Raw genomic sequence first — 18094 nt, 5'->3', positions numbered from 1 at the left:
CCGCGGTTGCAGTCGTCTTGCACGCAACCCGCGTCGGGCGCACAGAGGGAGGACAACACCATGAGCAGGGGCCGACCGCAGGTCGACGTCGAGGCGCTCGAGGCGGCGACGGCAGGGCTCCCCGCGCCGCTCGTGACCGTGGACCTCGGCGCCTTCGATGCCAACGCCGACGACCTCGTGCGTCGCGCGGCCGGGCGTCCCATCCGGGTCGCGAGCAAGTCGGTGCGGTGCCGGTCGTTGCTCCGTCGGGTCCTGGACCGTCCCGGCTTCGCCGGGGTGATGGCGTATGCCGTGCCCGAGGCCGTGTGGCTCGTGCGCCACGGGTTCACCGACGTCTTCGTCGCCTACCCCAGCGTCGACCGGGAGTGGCTCGAGACCGTGGCCGCGGACGAGCACCTGCGCGACGAGATCTGCCTCGCGGTCGACAGCGTCGAGCAGGTGCGCTTCCTCACCGAGGTGCTCGGGCCGGACAGTGGCGTCCGCGTCGCCCTCGACGTCGACTGCTCCCTGCGCATCGGCCGGCTCCACCTCGGCGTGCGTCGCTCGCCGTTGCGCACACCCGCCGAAGCGCTGGCCGTGACCCGGGCCGCCCTCGAGGCCGGGCTGCGAGTGGCTGGTGTCATGTTCTACGACGCCCAGGTGGCCGGACTTCCCGACCGCGGGCCGCACCTCAGGGCCCTCAAGAAGCGCTCGCTGGCGGACCTGGCGCAGCGACGTGGTCCAGTCGTCGACGCCGTGCGCGCGCTCACCGAGCTCGACTTCGTCAACGGGGGCGGCACGGGCAGCCTCGACCGACTGGCAGCCGCCGACAGCCTCACCGAGCTCGCCGCCGGCTCCGGCCTCTACGCCCCCACCCTCTTCGACGCCTACGACGACTTCACGCCCCGGCCGGCGATGACCTACGCCCTCCCCGTCGTGCGCCGCCCCGCGAAGGGGATCGTCACGGCATACGGAGGCGGTTATGTCGCCAGCGGGGAGCCGGGCTGGACGCGGGTCCCGACACCGGTGGGGCGAGCCCTCTCGCTCATCCGCTCGGAGGCGGCCGGCGAGGTGCAGACTCCGTTGCGAGGACGGGCCGCCGACCGGCTCGCGATCGGCGACCGCGTGTGGATGCGTGGAGCAAAGGCCGGCGAGCTGCTCGAGCGCTTCGACCACGTGCACCTCGTCCGGCAGGGACGGCTCGTCGAGACGGTCCCGAGCTATCGGGGTGAGGGGCAGAACTTCGGATGACCTGGAGCAACTGGGCCGGCAACGTCACCGCGGCACCGGCTCGCGTCCTCGAACCGCGCTCGGTCGACGAGGTCCCCGACGTCGTCAAGCAGGCTGCCGACCGGGGAGAGCGGGTCCGGGTCGTCGGCGCGGGTCACTCGTTCACCCCGCTCTGCGCGACCGAGGGCACGCTGCTTCGGCTCACCCACCTGTCCGGCATCCTCGAGGTCGACCGCGGCCTCTCGCGGGTCAGGGTCGCTGGCGGGACTCCGCTCCACGCCCTCAACCCGGTGCTCGAGGCGCTCGGCCTGGCCCTGCCCAACCTCGGTGACATCGACCGGCAGAGCATCGCCGGAGCCATCGCCACGGGCACCCACGGCACCGGGATCCGCCACCAGGGCATCGCTGCGGCGGTCACGGGACTGACGCTCGTGCTGGCCGACGGGTCCGTCGTCTCGGTTGACGGCGCACACGACTCCGAGCTCTTCCAGGCGGCGAGGGTCGGTCTCGGGGCCTTCGGGGTCGTCACCGAGGTTGAGCTCCAGTGCGTGCCCGCCTTCCGGCTGCGAGCCCTCGAGACACCGGGCCGGCTCGACGAGGTCATCGACGGCTACGAGCAGCTCGTGCACGAGTTCGACCATGTGGACTTCCACTGGTTCCCGCACACGGACCGGGTTCTCCTGAAGCGCAACTCACGAGTCGACGACGCAGACCCCGGCCGCCCCCAGCCGGCGTGGCGTGAGCGGCTGGACGAGGACCTCCTCAGCAACAGGGCGTTCGGCGCGCTCAACCGTCTTGCGGCCGCACGACCGGGCATCGTCCCGCGGCTCAACCAGGTGAGTGCCCGGGTGCTCGGCGCCAAGGAGTACACGGACACGTCGTGGAAGGTCTTCTGCACCTCGCGCGACGTGCGGTTCCGCGAGAGCGAGTATGCCGTTCCGCGGGCTGCCCTGCCCGTCGTCGTGGGGGCACTCCGGGCGTGGATCGACAGCCACGACGTGTCCCTGCCGTTCCCGGTGGAGGTCCGCTCGACGGGAGCCGACGACGTCTGGCTGTCGACGGCATACGAGCGGGAGAACGCCTATGTCGCGGTGCACCAGTACCACCGGATGGACGACGGGGGAGTGTTCGTGGCGTTCGAGGCCATCGTGCGGGAGCACGACGGGCGACCGCACTGGGGCAAGCTGCACACCCTCGGTGCCGAGGAGCTCGCCCGGCTCTACCCGAGGTTCGGTGATGCGCTCCGGGTCCGCGACCGCGTCGACCCCGACCGTCGCTTCACCAACGACCACCTCACCCACCTCCTCGGCCCCTGAGCCCCAACCTTCCCGCCTGAGGTGGGTTTCTCTCACTTCGCCTGGTCGCCGCGATCAAGCGAAGTGAGAACGTGATGCCCGGCCCACGTTGTCCACAGGGAGAGGCTCGGCGCGCGTCTGTCCACAGACGGCGTGGAGCGCCCAGCGGCGGCACTCGGCCTCGGCCACAGTCGGGAGCATGACAATCCCTCGAGCCGCTTCTCGTCACCCTTGCCGCCGGGCAGGACGGCATGTTCACGACAGCCCAGGCGCACCGCACGGGCATGGACAAGTCCTCCTTGGCGCGCGCCGTCGCCGATGGCGTCGCGCTGCATCCCATGCGGTCCCTGTATGCCGTGGCGCAGGTCGTCGACGCCACGTCACCGATGAGGTGGCACCGGCATCTCGCCGTGGGGTCGCGGCTCATCTATCCCGATCTGATGTTTGCCAGCGTGACCGCGGTGCTGGCCCATGATGTCGCGGTCTGGGGCTGTGACCTGAGCAGGCCCCAGGTGCTGAGGCCCATCAGTCGTTCCACCGGAGTCCGCGGACTGCGGGTGCGTCCAACGCGGGGGAAGGCGGTGGACACGCCTTGGGGCCCTGCGGCATCGCCGGCCGACGCCCTGGTGCAGCTGGCCATGGACTACGGCACGGAGCAAGGCGTCGTGAGCGCGGACCATGCGCTGCACCATGGGGTGGTCACCACTGAGGCCCTCGCGGTGGCCGTTGCCGGCGTCGAGAACTGGCCGGACGCCCACAAGGCACGCTCGATGGCAGCGCTCATGTGTGGTCTGCGCGAGTCCGTGGGGGAGTCCCGGTGCGGCATCGCCCTGGAGCTGGCCGGCATACGAGTCACACCGCAGGTGGAGATCCGCGACGCCTTCGGCAACTTGGTGGGGAGGGTCGACTTCCTCGTGGACGGAGCGAACGTCGTCGTCGAGTTCGACGGCAGGGTGAAGTTCGAGGATGGCGACCCGGAGGTCCTGTGGGCGGAGAAGAAGCGCGAGGATCGTCTCCGCCGACTGGGATACACGGTCGTTCGCATCATCTGGGCAGACCTCGAGAGGCCCGGGGTGGTGGCGGCCAAGGTCCGCAGCGCCATCCGCGCGGCTGCCTGAACACGCCGGATCGCTCGTCCTGACACCAAGCTCTCACCTCGCTCGGGGGCGGCGATCAGGCGAAGTGAGAGAAACCCACTTCAGGCGGCGGGTCCCACGGTCTGCGTGGGCAAGTTGGGGTCAGGGGCAGGGTTCGGGGTCGGGCCCGGCCGCGTCGCGACGGGCGCGGCGGTTGGTGCGGCCCTGACGCAGGGAGTCGACCGTGAGGAGCAGCAGGGCGAGCCATACGATCGCGAAGCCGACCCAGAGGGCGCCGGTCACGTGCTCGCCCAGCAGGAGCACGCTGCAGATCAGCTGCAACATCGGCGTGAGGAACTGGATGAGCCCGATCGTCACCAGCGGGATCCGACGGGCGGCAGCAGCGAAGAGCAGGAGCGGGATCGCGGTGACGACGCCGGCTGCGACGAGCAACCCGGTGTGCCACGGCCCCTCGGAGCCGAAGGTCGTCGACCCCTGAGCGGCCAGCCAGACCAGGACCCCGACGGCGACCGGTGCCAGCACCAGCGTCTCGACCGTCAGGGAGTGCATCGCGTCGAGCGTCGCCCCGACCTTCTTCTTGACCAGCCCGTAGAAGGCGAACGAGAACGCCAGCGTCACCGCGATCCAGGGGAACTCGCCCCCGGCCACGGTGAGGTAGACCGCCGCCACCGCGCCGACGGACACGGCCGCCCACTGCAACGGGCGCAGCCGCTCCTTGAGCACGAAGACACCCAGGCCCACCGTGACGATCGGGTTGAGGAAGTAGCCGAGGGCAGCGGCATACGTGCGGCCGGTGATGACGGCGAGGACATAGACGACCCAGTTCACCGCGATGAGCAGTGCGGCGAGTGTCAGCCCACCCAGCAGCCTGGGGCGGTGCACGACCGAGGCCACCCACCCGAAGTCGCGGCGCACGACGAGCACGACCACGCAGAACAGCAAGGTCCACAGGATGCGATGCGCGAGGATCTCGAACGCGCCGGACGGCTCCAGCGCGTGGAAGTAGAGCGGGAAGAGTCCCCAGATGCCGTAGGCAGCAAAGGCATACGCGGTGCCTCGCCTCAGCTCACCAGCATCACCCGCGAGGGGTGGGCTCATGCAGTCACGCCACGGTCCAGGTGTCGCGACCCCTCAGCAGTGCGCCCAGGTCGTCATCGGTCGCAGGACCACCCGCGGTGTCGATGGCGGCCCGCACCTGCGCCCGCACACCGTCGTCATAGGTCGGACGTGAGACCGAGCGGAAGATGCCCATCGGCACGTGCGTCATCTCGGGGGAGTCGAGCCGCGAGAGGGCGAACGCCTGGCTCGGGTCCTCGGCCCCGGCGTCGTGCACGACCACGTCCGCGCCCACCGCGGACGCCGCGTCGACGAACTCCAGGCGACCACCCGGCATACGCACCAAGGTCTTGCGGTCGTCCTGCGGCCCGACCTGCACCGGCTCGCCGTCGAGCAGGTGCACGAGGCGTGCCTCCTGCTGGGTGCGGTCCTTGATGAGGTCGAAGGCGCCGTCGTTGAAGATCGGGCAGTTCTGGTAGATCTCGACGAGCGAGGTGCCGCGGTGCTCGGCGGCGGCGCGCAGGATCCCCGTGAGGTGCTTGCGGTCGGTGTCGGTCGTGCGCGCGACGAACGTCGCCTCCGCCCCGAGGGCCAACGACACGGGGTTGAACGGCTGGTCGACCGACCCCATGGGCGTGGACTTCGTGACCTGGCCGACCCGCGAGGTGGGGGAGTACTGGCCCTTGGTCAGCCCGTAGATCTCGTTGTTGAACAGCAGGATGGTCAGGTTGACGTTGCGGCGCAGCGCGTGGATGAGGTGGTTGCCACCGATCGACAGCGCGTCACCGTCACCGGTCACCACCCACACGTTCTGGTCCGGACGCGACGTCGCGAGACCGGTCGCGATCGCTGGCGCACGACCGTGGATCGAGTGCATGCCGTAGGTGTCGAGGTAGTACGGGAAGCGGCTGGAGCACCCGATGCCGGAGACGAACGTGATGTTCTCGCGCTTGAGTCCCAGCTCGGGCAGGAACGACTGCACCGCCGCGAGGATCGCGTAGTCACCGCAACCCGGGCACCAGCGCACCTCCTGGTCGGACGTGAACTCGCGCTTGGTCTGCTTCGCAGCGTCAGGAGCGAGCAGGGGTATGCCGGCCAGCCCGCTGGGGCGTGCGGCTGCGTCGCTGTGGATGTGCTCGGTGGTGGTCACGTGACCTCCTCCAGGTGGGTGAGGATGACGTCGGCGAGGTCGACCGTGGAGAACGGCAGGCCGCGCACCGACGTGTGGGGGCGGACGTCGACGAGGAACTCGGCCCGCAGCAGCATCGACAGCTGGCCGAGGTTCATCTCGGGGACGACGACGCGGTCGTAGGACCGCAGGACCTCGCCGAGGTTGGCGGGGAACGGGTTGAGGTTGCGCAGGTGCGCGGAGGCGACGGAGTGACCGGCGTTGCGGACAGCCCTGACAGCGGCCGCGATCGGGCCCTGCGTCGAGCCCCACCCGAGGATGAGCAGCTTTGCGTCACCCGCCGGGTCCTCGACGACCACGTCGGGGATGCCGGCGATGCCCGCCACCTTCGCGGCGCGCAGGCGCGTCATCTTGTCGTGGTTGTCGGGGTCGTAGGAGATGTTGCCGGTGATGTCGGCCTTCTCGATGCCGCCGATGCGGTGCTCGAGACCCGGCGTGCCGGGGACCGCCCACGGACGCGCGAGCGTCTCGGGGTCGCGCAGGAACGGGTGGAAGACCGGCTCGCCCTTGACGTCGACACCGTTGGGCGCGCTGGCGAACTCGACCGACAGGTCGGGCAGGTCCGCGACCTCGGGGACCGACCACGGCTCGGACCCGTTGGCGAGGTAGCCGTCACTGAGGAGGAAGACGGGAGTGCGGTATGCCGTGGCGATCCGGACCGCTTCGAAGGCTGCGTCGAAGCAGTCGGCCGGGGTCGACGGCGCGATGATCGGCACGGGCGACTCACCGTTGCGGCCGAACATCGCCTGGAGCAGGTCGGACTGCTCGGTCTTGGTCGGCAGGCCGGTCGAGGGCCCGCCGCGCTGGACGTCGACGATGATCAGCGGCAGCTCGAGCGAGACGGCGAGGCCGATCATCTCGGACTTCAGCGCGACGCCCGGACCGGAGGTCGTCGTCACGCCGATCGCGCCACCGAAGCTCGCGCCGAGCGCGATGCCGATGCCGGCGATCTCGTCCTCGGCCTGCATCGTCGTGATGTCGTGGCGCTTGAGTGACGACAGCGCGTGCAGGATGTCGGAGGCCGGGGTGATCGGGTAGGACCCGAGCACGAGCGGCAGCTTCGCCTGGTGGGCGGCCGCCACGAGGCCGTGGGCCAGCGCCGTGTTGCCCGTGATGTTGCGATAGGTCCCCGGGGGCATCACGGCCGGAGCGATCTCGTAGCTCGACGCGAAGTCCTCGGTCGTCTCCCCGTAGTTCCAGCCGGCCTTCAGCGCCGTGAGGTTGGCCTCGAGGATCTCCGGGTGGGCGCCGAACTTCTTCGTCAGGAACGCCTCGGTGCCGGTCGTGGGCCGGGTGTACATCCACGAGAGGAGGCCGAGCGCGAACATGTTCTTGGCGCGCTCCTTCTCCTTGCGGGTCAGGCCCTCGAACCTCGCCAGCGCATCGACCGTGATCGAGGTGAGCGGCACGGCGTGGACGTGGAAGGACTCGAGCGATCCGTCTTCGAGGGGGTTCTCGGCGTAGCCCACCTTGGCGAGGGCGCGCTTGGAGAACTCGTCGGTGTTGATGATGATCGTCGCCCCACGGGGCACGTCACCGAGGTTGGCCATGAGGGCGGCCGGGTTCATGGCCACCAGGACGTCCGGGGCGTCACCGGGCGTGAGGACCTCGTGGTCGGCGAAGTGGAGCTGGAAGCTCGACACACCGGGCAGGGTCCCCTGGGGCGCGCGGATCTCGGCGGGGAAGTTGGGCAGGGTCGAGAGGTCGTTGCCCATCGAGGCCGTCTCGGAGGTGAACCGGTCCCCGGTGAGCTGCATCCCGTCGCCGGAGTCCCCAGCGAAGCGGATGACGACGCGATCGAGCTTCTGGACGGTCTTGCTGGACATGAACACCTGACTCGAGAGACGTCAGTCGGGACGTTTCGTCGTGACCCGACGTGTACCTCCATCGTACGACCGGGGTAAGGCAAGGCTATGGAGGTGTCCAACAACATCGACCGGATGCCGTCGTAGGTGCTGCTCTCCCCGCGCTTCCGGTCCGAGACCGTTCGACCGCCGCCCATCTCGCGGCGCCCACCAGCAATGTTCATCTCGCCGGGCAGCAGTCCGGCGAGGACCACGCACGCGCCTCGCTACGCTGGGACGCATGACCGGATACGTGGCCGCAGCCGCCGTCTTGGCGACCGGTCTGCTGCTCGTGATCGCCGCGATGGGCGCTCGAACCCTCCTCGCGCCACGCGCGCCCTCGACGACCAAGCTGTCGACCTACGAGTCCGGTGTCGACCCCGTCGGCGCCGGGTGGGCCCAGAGCCAGGTGCGCTACCTCTCCTACGCCTTCCTCTACGTCGTCTTCGCCGTCGACGCGGTCTACCTCTTCCCGTGGGCCTACGTCCTGCGTGACACCGAGCTCGGAGCCGCGTCGCTCGTCGAGATCGCGATCTTCATCGGCATCATCGTCATCGGGCTGCTCCATGCCGCCCGTCGCGGACTGTTGCGCTGGACGTGAGCTCCCCGTTGCTGCGAGGGAGCGAGGCCCCCAGCCCGCGCACCCTCGTCGACATCCTGCGCGCCACCATCGAGGCCGACCCGGACGCGCCCGCCGTCGACAACGGCACGAGTGTGCTGACCTACGGCGAGCTCGCCGAGGCTGCCGAGGACGTCGCCGAGGCCCTGCGTGCGGCTGGTGTCGAGCGCGGTGACCGGGTCGGCATCCGCATCCCGTCGGGCACCCTCGACCTCTACGTCGCCATCGCCGGCATCCTCGTCGGGGGTGCGGCCTACGTGCCCGTCGACCACGACGACCCGGACGAGCGGGCGCGTGTCGTCTTCGGTGAGGCCGATGTCGCAGCGATCATCACCACGGACCTCGTCGTGCGCGCCGTCGGCGGGTCGACGGACGGTGACTCGACGACAGCAGGGGACGACCCGGCATACGCCGCGGATGAGACGTCGCCTCGGGAGGACCCGACGACCGACGACGACGCCTGGGTCATCTTCACCTCCGGGTCGACCGGCAAACCCAAGGGTGTTGCTGTCACGCACCGCAACGCAGCGGCCTTCGTCGATGCCGAGTCGCGAATGTTCTTGCAGGACAAGCCAATCGGCCCCGGAGACCGCGTCATGGCCGGGCTCTCGGTCGCGTTCGACGCGAGCTGTGAGGAGATGTGGCTCGCCTGGCGCTACGGCGCGTGCCTCGTCCCGGCGCCGCGGTCGCTCGTCCGCTCCGGCGTCGAGCTCGGCCCGTGGCTCACGGCCAACCGGATCACCGTCGTGTCGACCGTGCCGACGCTCGTCGCCCTCTGGCCGACCGAGACCCTCGCGGACGTGCGCCTCCTCATCCTCGGTGGCGAGGCCTGCCCGCCCGAGATCGGTGCCCGCCTGGCCAACGGGAGCCGCGAGGTGTGGAACACGTACGGGCCCACCGAGGCCACGGTCGTCGCCTGCGGAGCCCAGCTGACCGGCGAACCGCCGGTGCGCATCGGCCTCCCCCTGGCCGGGTGGGACCTGGCTGTCGTCGATGAGAACGGCCAGCCCGTGGCCGAGGGCGAGACCGGCGAGCTCATCATCGGCGGCGTCGGCCTGGCCCGCTACCTCGACGAGGACAAGGACAAGGCGGCGTATGCCGCGATGCCCGCCCTGGGCTGGGACCGCGCCTACCGCTCGGGTGACCTCGTGCGCCACGACCCCGAGGGTCTGGTGTTCCTCGGTCGTGCCGACGACCAGGTCAAGGTCGGTGGACGCCGCATCGAGCTCGGCGAGATCGACAGTGCCCTGCTCAGGCTGCCGGGTGTGAGTGGCGCGGCAGCCGTCGTCCGCAGGAGCGAGGCCGGCAACACGCTGCTCATCGGCTACGTCACCGTCGACGGCGACTTCGACCAGAAGGCGACGACCGAGTCGCTGCGTCAGTCGATGCCAGCCGCGCTCGTGCCCCGCCTCGCTGTCGTCGACACCCTGCCGACGCGCACCTCGGGCAAGATCGACCGGGACGCGCTTCCCTGGCCGCTGGCGCAGACGCCTCTGTCCATCGGTGACGTTCCCGGTGGTGTGGGCGACACCGCGGGCTGGGTCGCGGGACTGTGGGCCAGCATCCTGGGCGGCCCCCCGACGACTCCCGACGAGGACTTCTTCGATGTCGGTGGTGGCTCGCTCAGCGCCGCGCAGCTCGTGAGCCGACTGCGTGCGCGCTTCCCCGAGGTGACCGTCGCCGACATCTACGAGCACTCGAGCCTTGCCTCCCTCGCCCTCGCCCTGGACGAGATGGAGACACCGACCGGGCGGCTCAACCGCGACGTCCCGCCGGTCCCCGGCAAGACGCAGCTGGCGCAGATCCTCGCGTCCATCGGCCTGCGCAGCATCGCGGGTCTGCGCTGGCTCATCTGGATCGGTCTGGGCAACGCCGTCGCCCGATCGGTCCTCGACCTCACCTGGCTGCCGAGCGTTCACTGGTGGTGGCTGGTCCTCGGCTGGCTCCTGCTCATCTCGCCGGTCGGGCGAATGGTGTTGGCGGCAACGGGCGCTCGACTCCTGCTGCGCCGCCTCGAGCCGGGGGAGTACCCCCGAGGCGGGGAGGTGCACCTGCGCGTCTGGCTTGCCGAGCGCCTCGTCGACGAGCTCGGCGCGACCAACCTCTCGGGCGCCCCGTTGGTCAAGATCCTTGCGCGGGCGCTCGGTGCCAAGGTTGCCGACGACGTCGACCTGCACTCTGTGCCGCCCGTCACCGGGATGCTCGAGCTGGGTGAGGGCGCCTCGATCGAACCCGAGGTCGACCTGCGTGGCCACTGGATCGACGGAGCGAAGTTCATCGTCGGGCCCATCCGGGTCCGTGCCGGGGCCCGGGTCGGTGCCCGCAGCTCGCTCCTGCCCGGGGCTGACGTCGGGGAGCGCGCCGAGATCGCCCCTGGCTCAGCGGTCTTCGGCACGGTCCCCGCCAACGAGTCCTGGTCGGGCGCGCCGGCGGAGCCCTCCGGCACGGCGCGCGGACCATGGCACGACCATCCCGCGACCAACCGCCCGATCTGGCTGGTCGCCTATGCCGCGTCGGCCGTCCTCATCTCGCTCCTCCCGATCGTGGCCGTCGCCACCGGCGCGTTGGTGGCCGTTCCCGCGCTCCGTGACACGCGGTCCGTGTCCGAGGCCGTCGCCACCGCGCTCCTCTGGAGCCCGCTCGCTGCCACGATCGGGTTCGTCGCGCTCGCCGTGATGGTCCTGGCTCTCGTCCGCCTGCTGTCGATCGGCCTCCGCGCCGGAGCGCATCCGGTCCACGGGCGCCAGGCCTGGCAGGCGTGGTCGACGCTGCGCATCCTCGACGACGCACGCACCTGGCTCTTCCCGCTCTACTCGAGCAGCCTCACGCCGACCTGGCTGCGCGGCCTCGGTGCCGACATCGGACCCGATGTCGAGGCATCCACCGTCCTCCTCATCCCGAAGTTCACCCGGGTCGGTGCCGGGGCCTTCCTCGCCGACGACACGATGGTTGCCGGCTATGAGCTCGGCGCAGGGTGGCTGCGCGTCGAGCACGTCCGCATCGGCAAGCACGCCTTCGTCGGGAACTCCGGCATGGCCGCCCCCGGTCGCAAGGTCCCCAAGCAGGGACTCGTGGCAGTCCTGTCCGCGGCACCGCGTCGCAAGAAGGCCAAGGCAGGCACCTCGTGGCTGGGCTCCCCACCTCGACCCCTGCGTCGCGAAGGGTCCGACGCCGAGCCTAGTCGCACCCACACGCCACCGCCCGGGCTGCGCGTGGGGCGCGCTGTCGTCGAGGCCCTCCGTGCCGTGCCGGTCTGGATCCACGTCGCGCTCGTCATCCTCGTCGTCGCCGCGATCGAGGTCCTGCTCGCACACGGCATCATCTGGGCCGTGCTCCTCAGCGGTCTCGTGCTGCTGGCCGCTGGCGTGCTCGCAGCCGGAAGTGCCACCGCTGCCAAGTGGCTGCTCGTGGGTCGTCTGCGCCCGGGCGACCACCCGCTCTGGTCCTCCTTCGTCTGGCGCAACGAGCTCGCCGACACCTTCGTCGAGGTCCTCGCCGCACCATGGTTCGCCCGTGCCGCCACGGGGACCCTCGCGCTCAACCTGTGGCTGCGGTCCATGGGTGCCCGGATCGGCGACGGCGTCTGGTGCGAGACCTACTGGTTGCCCGAGGCTGACCTCGTCCGGCTCGACGACGGCGCCTCGATCAATGGCGGCACCGTCGTCCAGACCCACCTCTTCCACGACCGGGTGCTCTCGATGGACACCGTCACGGTGAAGCGCGGCGGCACCCTCGGCCCCAACTCGGTCATCCTGCCCGCGGCCCGGATCGGCCGCCACGCCACCGTCGGACCGGTCTCTCTCGTCATGCGGGGCGAGTCGGTCCCCGATCGGACGCGGTGGATCGGCAACCCTGTCGGACCATGGGTGGACGAGTGAGCACGGACACGACGAGCGATGTCGTCGACCCCTACGTGCCCGGCCACGGCGACCCGGCCTACGGGGTCGACCACTACGAGCTCGACCTGGCCTACAAGGTTGCGGGCAACCACCTCACGGCTCGGGCCCGGCTCACCGTCACCCTCGCCGTCGCCACCCCGAGCATCGGGCTCGACCTCCACGCCCTCAAGGTGACGCGCGTCGACGTCGAGGGCGCGGCCCTGCGCCGCTGGTCGCACCGCTCATCGCGCCTCGCACTCCGGTTCGAGCAGGCCGTGCCCGCCGGCACCGTGCTGTCCCTGACGGTGACGTATGCCGGGACCCCCCGGACGATGCCCGGTCCCGACGGGCGTGCCGGCTGGGAGGAGCTCGCCGACGGCGTCATCGTCGCGGCGCAGCCGCACGGTGCTCCGTCCTGGTTCCCGTGCAACGACCGAGCCGCAGACAAGGCGACCTACCGGATCAGCGTCACGACCGACACGGCATACACCGTCGTCGCCAACGGTCACCTTGCGGAGCAACGCAAGGAGGGGCGGGCCACCCGCTGGACCTACGTGATGGACGAGCCGATGGCGCCCTACCTCGCGACGGTCCAGATCGGGCGCTACGAGAGCACCGACCTGCCGGGCGCCCCTGTGCCGGTTCGACTCCACCATCCACCGCGGCTGCGGGCCGCGGTCGCGCAGGCGTTCGCCGACCAGACGCGGATGGTGTCCACCTTCGCCGAGCTCTTCGGTCCCTACCCGTTCGCCGAGTATGCCGTCGTCGTCACCGACGACGTGCTCGAGATCCCGCTCGAGTCGCAGGCCGTGTCGACGTTCGGCTCCAACCACTGCGCTGGCTCCTGGTATGCCCAGCGCCTCATCGCGCACGAGCTGTCGCACCAGTGGTTCGGCAACGCCGTCACCGCCGCGCAGTGGAGCGACATCTGGCTGCACGAAGGCTTCGCCTGCTACGCGGAGTGGTTGTGGTCCGAGGCCGCAGGCATCGCCACGACGCAGGAGCAGGCGGCTCGCCACCACGCCCTGCTCGCGACCTCACCCCAGGACATCGTCGTCGGCGCACCGGGTGCTGTCGACATGTTCGACGACCGCGTCTACAAACGCGGTGCCCTCACCCTGCATGCGCTGCGGGCCGAGGTCGGGGACGAGGTCTTCTTCGGGATCCTGCGCGACTGGGTGGCCGGGCACCGAGGTGGTGTCGTCACCACGACGCAGTTCGAGGCACTGTGCGACCGAGCAGCCGGTCGGCAGCTGACGGGCCTCTTCGATGCCTGGCTGCGCGCCAAGCCTCTGCCACCGCTCCCGGCCGCTCGACTGCTGACCTAGGGTGGGGCTCGTGAGCGCCGACCAGCCCGTGATGCTGCCGATGCCACGCGTCGGGCCGCTCGCCGAGCACGCTCCCAAGCCCATCAGAGTGGTCCTCAACTGGGGCCGCCGCTACTCGCTCTGGGTCTTCAACTTCGGTCTCGCCTGCTGCGCCATCGAGTTCATCGCCGCGTCGATGGGCCGGCACGACTTCATCCGCCTCGGAGTCATCCCGTTCGCTCCCGGTCCGCGACAGGCCGACCTCATGATCGTCTCCGGCACCGTCACCGACAAGATGGCTCCGGCGATCCGCCGCCTCTACGACCAGATGCCCGAGCCGAAGTACGTCATCTCCTTCGGTGCCTGCTCCAACTCCGGTGGGCCGTACTGGGACTCGTACTCCGTGACCAAGGGCGTCGACCAGCTCATCCCCGTCGACGTCTATGTCCCCGGCTGCCCGCCGCGGCCCGAGGCCCTGCTCCACGGCATCATCAAGCTGCAGGAGCAGATCGCCGGCGAGAGGCTCTCGGGCCGGGCGATCTCCGAGCGGCTCGGCGGCGCCGGGGGAGTCGGCCCGGGTGACGGCTCGGCCGCCGCTCCCCGCTACACCGCCCACCGGACGGCGTCGGCCGGTGAGGTGACCCGAGGGCGGGTCGAGAGGCCGCGCTGATGCCCATCGTGCTCGGGCTGCTGGCGTTCGTCATCGAGTTCGGCTTCATGGTGGGCGTCTTCCTGCTCGCCTCCGCCCTCGTGGATGGCGGGATCGCCGGCACGGTCGTCGGCGTCCTCGCGGTCGTGCTCGTCGCCGCCCTCTGGGGGCTGTTCATCGCGCCGCGAGCCCGACGACGCATCGCCAAGGTGCCGCGCGCCCTCGCTGCAGGGGGTGCGGTGGCCGCCGTCGGTGCCGGACTCCTGGGGCTGGACCACTCCCGGTTCGGAGTCGTGCTCATCGGCGCCGGGCTGGTCCTCGTCCTGGCGCAGCTCGCGCTCGACGGGAACGTCCCACCTCCGAATCCGCCACGGGCACCGCTCGAGGACGGGCGCCGGTCCCGCAAGCGCCGCCGCTGACCCTCAGAGCGTGAGGCCGAAACCGAATGGGAACAGCGGGTCGCCGAGGCCCGGGACGTCGGCATGGTGGCGGCGCACCTGCTCCATCGAGCGTGGCAGGTCGAACGGCAGCCGACCCTCAGGGGCGATCCGTCCGCCGAGGACGTCCGCGAGCGCGTCGTCACTCGTGCCGAAGCTGCCGACGAGGGCGGAGACGAAGGGCAGCAGCGGGGTGAGCACGGCGGGGCGGTCGAGGACGACGTCGACGACGAGTGGGCACACCGCGGCCATGGCCTGCAGCCGCGAGATCAGACCGGGCGGGAAGTCCAACGACCCCTGGTGGAACCACGCTTCGAGGAAGAGGTCGTCGCGGGCCTCGAAGGGCGCGGTCAGCCGCACGATCGCGACGTCGGCGTCGGCGGGGCGCGCGACCCGGTCCCCCAACGTCGCGACCGCCTCGTCGGAGAGGTTCTCGGCATAGATCCTGGGCGTTCCGGTGAGGGGGAGCGTGGCGGCCGAGCCGGCCACACCGTTCTGGAGGACGGTCACGGAACGGGCCTGGGCGGCATACCCCGCGGTCCGGAAGTCCTCACGTCCGACGGTGACGCTCGCGGCGTCCTCGTCGACGAAGGGGTTGTCGAAGAGCCCGAGGCGGAACTTCACTGCGAGGAGGCGTCGTGCCGAGGCGTCGATGCGGTCCTGCGTGACGCGACCGGCGTCCACGAGCTCGAGGAGCAGCTCGACGCACTCCTCGCCACCGAACTGGTCCGCGCCGGCGCGCAGGATCCGCTCCATCCGCTCGATGGGGGTGAGGTGCTCGACCCCCCAGGCGCGGGCCGGCAGGACCTGGTCGCCGACGTGGTTGTCGTTGACGAGCTCCCAGTCGGTGAGGACGACACCCTCGTAGCCGAGCTTCTCGCGCAGCAGGCCGGTGACGATCTGCTCGTTGTAGCCGAAGCCGACCTCCTCGATGGGCTCGCCGCCGACCGTGAGCCCGATCGGCATGCCGTAGTAGGGCATGACCCCCGCGACCCCGGCGTCGATGAGCGGTGGGAAGGGCTCCATGTGCTCGGCGAAGCGACCGCCCTCGTAGGACTGCTCGCGACCGTAGGGGAAGTGCGCGTCCTCACCGTCCTTCTGCGGGCCGCCGCCGGGGAAGTGCTTGGCCGTGCAGGCCACGCTCTCCGCGTCGAGCTCGCGGCCCTGGAACCCGCGCAGGTAGGCCAGGCCCAGCTCGGTCACCAGCGTCGGGTCCTGCCCGAACGTCTGGGGCTGGCGTGCCCACCGGGGCTCGGTCGCGAGGTCGACCGTCGGGTGGAGGGCGGCCCTGATGCCGACCGCGATGTATTCCTGACGCGCGATGTCGGCGAACTGCTCGACCAGGGCCGGGTCCCGCAGGGCCGCGAGCCCGAGGGACTCCGGCCACTGCGAGAACCCGTTGGCGGCGAACGAGGTGCCGACGTTCTCGAGGAAGGCGTGCCGTGGGTCGGTGGAGACCGTGACGGGTATGCCGTGTGGAGACCTCTCGGCGATCGTCTGCAGCTCGTTGTGCCATCGTGCCGCCAGACGGGCGTCGCCCAGGGCATGCACGTTGAAGTGCGTGAGGTGCTTGCCCAGGACGACGTCGGTCGTGGCCGACTTGCTGATCCTGCCGGGGTGCTCGAGGACGTGGCCGTCCTCACCGGCCTCGATGACGGTGTGGAACATCAGCCCGACCTTCTCGGCCGGACTGAGCCGGCCGAGAAGGTCCTCGACACGAGAAGCCACGTCGAGGTGGGGGTTCTCGAAGGGGTCCATCACTCCGTTGCCGTTGAGGTCGCGGTATGCCGTGCCGTCGCTGGCAATGCGGGTGACGGGCTTCATGGGGTGTGGTGCTCCTAGTTGCTGGAGGTGCCGGCGCCGAACTCCTCGGCACCGATGACGGGTCGCAGGGCGCGCTCCACCGCCGGGGTGGAGAAGGCGCGCCGGATGACGTCCTGGCACAGGACGTTGCCGACGGCACCCATGACCATGGCCTGGTCGAGGGAGAGGTAGCGCCGGGCCACCTGACCGGAACGCACGGCCACGGCGTCGAAGAACCCGCCCCGACCATAGGCCTTGAGGTTCCGCTCGATGCCAGCGAGGTTGGCGAAGGCCTCGTCCGGCTCGTGCATCATCGCGAGGAAGGACGCGTGGGGCGTGACCACACCGTCCCCGTAGGTCGGGTTCGGGTTGGTGGCCGGACGGCAGTCGCCGAAGCCCACGTCGTAGTTCGTCATCTCCTGGTCCGAGAAGTAGCCGTTGGCGCCGTTGCCGGGCTCGTTGCCCGGGCCCAGGCCCAGAGGGTCCACGCCGTACTCGCGGTAGCCGCCGGCCGGGTTGCTCGACGGTGAGAAGCCCCAGTAGCCGTAGCCCGCCTCGTCGAGACCGTGCTCGCGCTGGGCGCGGACGTGCAGGGGGTGGTTGCGGCCCCAGCTCTTCGGCGCCCACGTCGCCTCGGGGACGAAGACGTCGGGCATGAGCTCCTCGAACATCGAGCCGCCCCAGCCGGGCACGATCCGCATGCCGCGGTAGGTGTAGGCGCCCTCGTAGACCTCGATGCCGAGATAGGTGCGGGTCTCGCCCACGGGCTGCATCTCCTGCCAGGACCAGTCGCACGAGGCGGGGAAGGTGCGCCAGGCCGCGAAGTAGTGCTTCGCCGGGACCTGGCCGGTGAGGATGCCGAGGTAGCTCGTGATCCGGGTCTCGGACACGGCCGTGTCGTAGTGGTGGTTCGTGAGCCAGACCGGGTCGCCGCCGATGTGGGTTCCCTGGTAGACCCCGCCCGGACGGTCGTGGGTGAAGACGAAGAACCCGCCGTGCATGAGCCCACCGGGTCGCACGGTGGGGTGCGCCGGGTCGGTGCCGGGGTTGTAGTAGGCGTCCCAGCGCATGCGGCTGAAGAGGCGGCGCGCCTGCGAGGCGGCACCCTTGTCCGCGCTCGCCACGACGAGTAGGGCGGCGCCGAGCCAGGCGTTGTCGATGCTCGAGCAGAAGGGGTGGACGGTGTCGCCGCTGCCGGGCCAGCTGCGCAGCGCTGCCCCGCTCGCCTCGTCGTACCAGTTGTAGTACATCCCGCTCGGCTCGTGGTGCTCCATGCGTGCGAGCGTGTGCAGCGTGCGGAGGATCCGCTTGGTGCACTCGCCCCGTGAGATGACGCCGAGCTCACGGGCGACGATCGCGCTCCACATGTAGCCACCGATGTTGGTGGGCGAGGTGTAGCCCGAACGGTCCTGTGCGGCGAGCGACTCGGGGATGTTGTCCGCGGGCAGGCCGGTGCGGGGGTCGGTCATGGCGTCCAGGCTGTGCCAGGTGTCGCGGGCCCAGCGACGGACGGTCGCCTCGTCCCAGGCTGCGCCGGCTGCGTTCGGCAGGAGGGTGGGGCGGCGTCGGGCCGCCGCGGCCTGGGCGCTCGGGGCGAGGCCCAGCGCGGTCATGGCAACCGCGCCGGTGACGAGGCCGCGGCGGGTCACGGGGGTGACGGGGGCGGTGGTGGCAGGGGTGATCTGGTGGTCGGTCATGGTGCTCTCCTTTG

At 70.7% G+C, this 18094-nt stretch carries 13 protein-coding genes; 8 read left to right on the top strand and 5 right to left on the bottom strand.

The window, feature by feature from the left end; translation table 11 throughout:
• The first annotated feature begins 60 nt into the window (after positions 1 to 60).
• The 3 genes from ACFQW8_RS04490 (at position 61) to ACFQW8_RS04480 (ending at position 3622) form a co-directional block, all read left to right on the top strand.
• Entirely contained in the window at positions 61 to 1230 is a 1170-nt protein-coding gene (locus ACFQW8_RS04490) for an amino acid deaminase/aldolase (RefSeq protein WP_380085762.1), read from the top strand.
• Positions 1227 to 2525, top strand: coding sequence for a D-arabinono-1,4-lactone oxidase (locus ACFQW8_RS04485; protein ID WP_380085761.1), 1299 nt, complete (start codon positions 1227 to 1229; stop codon positions 2523 to 2525). The genes ACFQW8_RS04490 and ACFQW8_RS04485 overlap by 4 nt, the downstream gene beginning before the upstream one ends.
• 230 nt (positions 2526 to 2755) lie before the next feature.
• Positions 2756 to 3622 (top strand): hypothetical protein, encoded by an 867-nt coding sequence (locus ACFQW8_RS04480; RefSeq protein WP_380085760.1) that lies wholly within the window; start codon positions 2756 to 2758, stop codon positions 3620 to 3622.
• Positions 3623 to 3742: 120 nt separating this feature from the next.
• Here ACFQW8_RS04480 and rarD read toward each other — a convergent pair whose 3' ends face one another.
• From rarD to ACFQW8_RS04465, 3 genes are read right to left on the bottom strand one after another with little or no spacing between them, the layout of a single operon-like run.
• Positions 3743 to 4699, bottom strand: a complete 957-nt coding sequence (gene rarD / locus ACFQW8_RS04475) for an EamA family transporter RarD (protein WP_380085759.1) — start codon at positions 4697 to 4699, stop codon at positions 3743 to 3745.
• A 4-nt stretch (positions 4700 to 4703) separates the two neighbouring features.
• Positions 4704 to 5807 (bottom strand): 2-oxoacid:ferredoxin oxidoreductase subunit beta, encoded by a 1104-nt coding sequence (locus ACFQW8_RS04470; RefSeq protein WP_380085758.1) that lies wholly within the window; start codon positions 5805 to 5807, stop codon positions 4704 to 4706.
• The gene (locus ACFQW8_RS04465; protein ID WP_380085757.1) at positions 5804 to 7672 is read right to left on the bottom strand and encodes a 2-oxoacid:acceptor oxidoreductase subunit alpha; all 1869 of its coding nucleotides are present in this window, start codon (positions 7670 to 7672) and stop codon (positions 5804 to 5806) included. The genes ACFQW8_RS04470 and ACFQW8_RS04465 overlap by 4 nt, the downstream gene beginning before the upstream one ends.
• Positions 7673 to 7931: 259 nt before the next feature.
• On the opposite strand from ACFQW8_RS04465, the gene ACFQW8_RS04460 reads away from it, so the two are divergent.
• The 5 genes from ACFQW8_RS04460 to ACFQW8_RS04440 are packed head-to-tail and all read left to right on the top strand — an operon-like array spanning position 7932 to position 14562.
• On the top strand, positions 7932 to 8291 hold the full coding sequence (locus tag ACFQW8_RS04460) for an NADH-quinone oxidoreductase subunit A (protein ID WP_380085756.1): 360 nt from the start codon (positions 7932 to 7934) through the stop codon (positions 8289 to 8291).
• Positions 8288 to 12187: a Pls/PosA family non-ribosomal peptide synthetase gene (locus tag ACFQW8_RS04455; protein WP_380085755.1), complete on the top strand. Its 3900-nt coding sequence runs from the start codon at positions 8288 to 8290 to the stop codon at positions 12185 to 12187. Before ACFQW8_RS04460 ends, ACFQW8_RS04455 begins: the two co-directional genes overlap by 4 nt.
• The gene (locus ACFQW8_RS04450) at positions 12184 to 13515 is read left to right on the top strand and encodes a M1 family metallopeptidase (protein WP_380085754.1); all 1332 of its coding nucleotides are present in this window, start codon (positions 12184 to 12186) and stop codon (positions 13513 to 13515) included. The genes ACFQW8_RS04455 and ACFQW8_RS04450 overlap by 4 nt, the downstream gene beginning before the upstream one ends.
• Before the next feature lie 31 nt (positions 13516 to 13546).
• Complete coding sequence (locus tag ACFQW8_RS04445; RefSeq protein ID WP_380088585.1) at positions 13547 to 14164, top strand: NADH-quinone oxidoreductase subunit B; 618 nt, start codon at positions 13547 to 13549, stop codon at positions 14162 to 14164.
• Positions 14164 to 14562: a DUF2568 domain-containing protein gene (locus ACFQW8_RS04440; protein WP_380085753.1), complete on the top strand. Its 399-nt coding sequence runs from the start codon at positions 14164 to 14166 to the stop codon at positions 14560 to 14562. The genes ACFQW8_RS04445 and ACFQW8_RS04440 overlap by 1 nt, the downstream gene beginning before the upstream one ends.
• Positions 14563 to 14565: 3 nt before the next feature.
• Here the strand turns inward: ACFQW8_RS04440 and ACFQW8_RS04435 are convergent, their stop codons facing one another.
• Together ACFQW8_RS04435 and ACFQW8_RS04430 are read right to left on the bottom strand one after the other, a co-directional pair.
• Positions 14566 to 16404, bottom strand: coding sequence for a glycoside hydrolase family 3 protein (locus ACFQW8_RS04435; protein ID WP_380085752.1), 1839 nt, complete (start codon positions 16402 to 16404; stop codon positions 14566 to 14568).
• Between the two features lie 14 nt (positions 16405 to 16418).
• Positions 16419 to 18080: a glucoamylase family protein gene (locus ACFQW8_RS04430; RefSeq protein ID WP_380085751.1), complete on the bottom strand. Its 1662-nt coding sequence runs from the start codon at positions 18078 to 18080 to the stop codon at positions 16419 to 16421.
• Between the last annotated feature and the right edge of the window lie 14 nt (positions 18081 to 18094).

The organism is Knoellia altitudinis, assembly GCF_042666355.1.
Lineage (GTDB): Bacteria > Actinomycetota > Actinomycetes > Actinomycetales > Dermatophilaceae > Knoellia > Knoellia altitudinis.
This window is presented reverse-complemented; position numbering and strand designations above follow the sequence as displayed.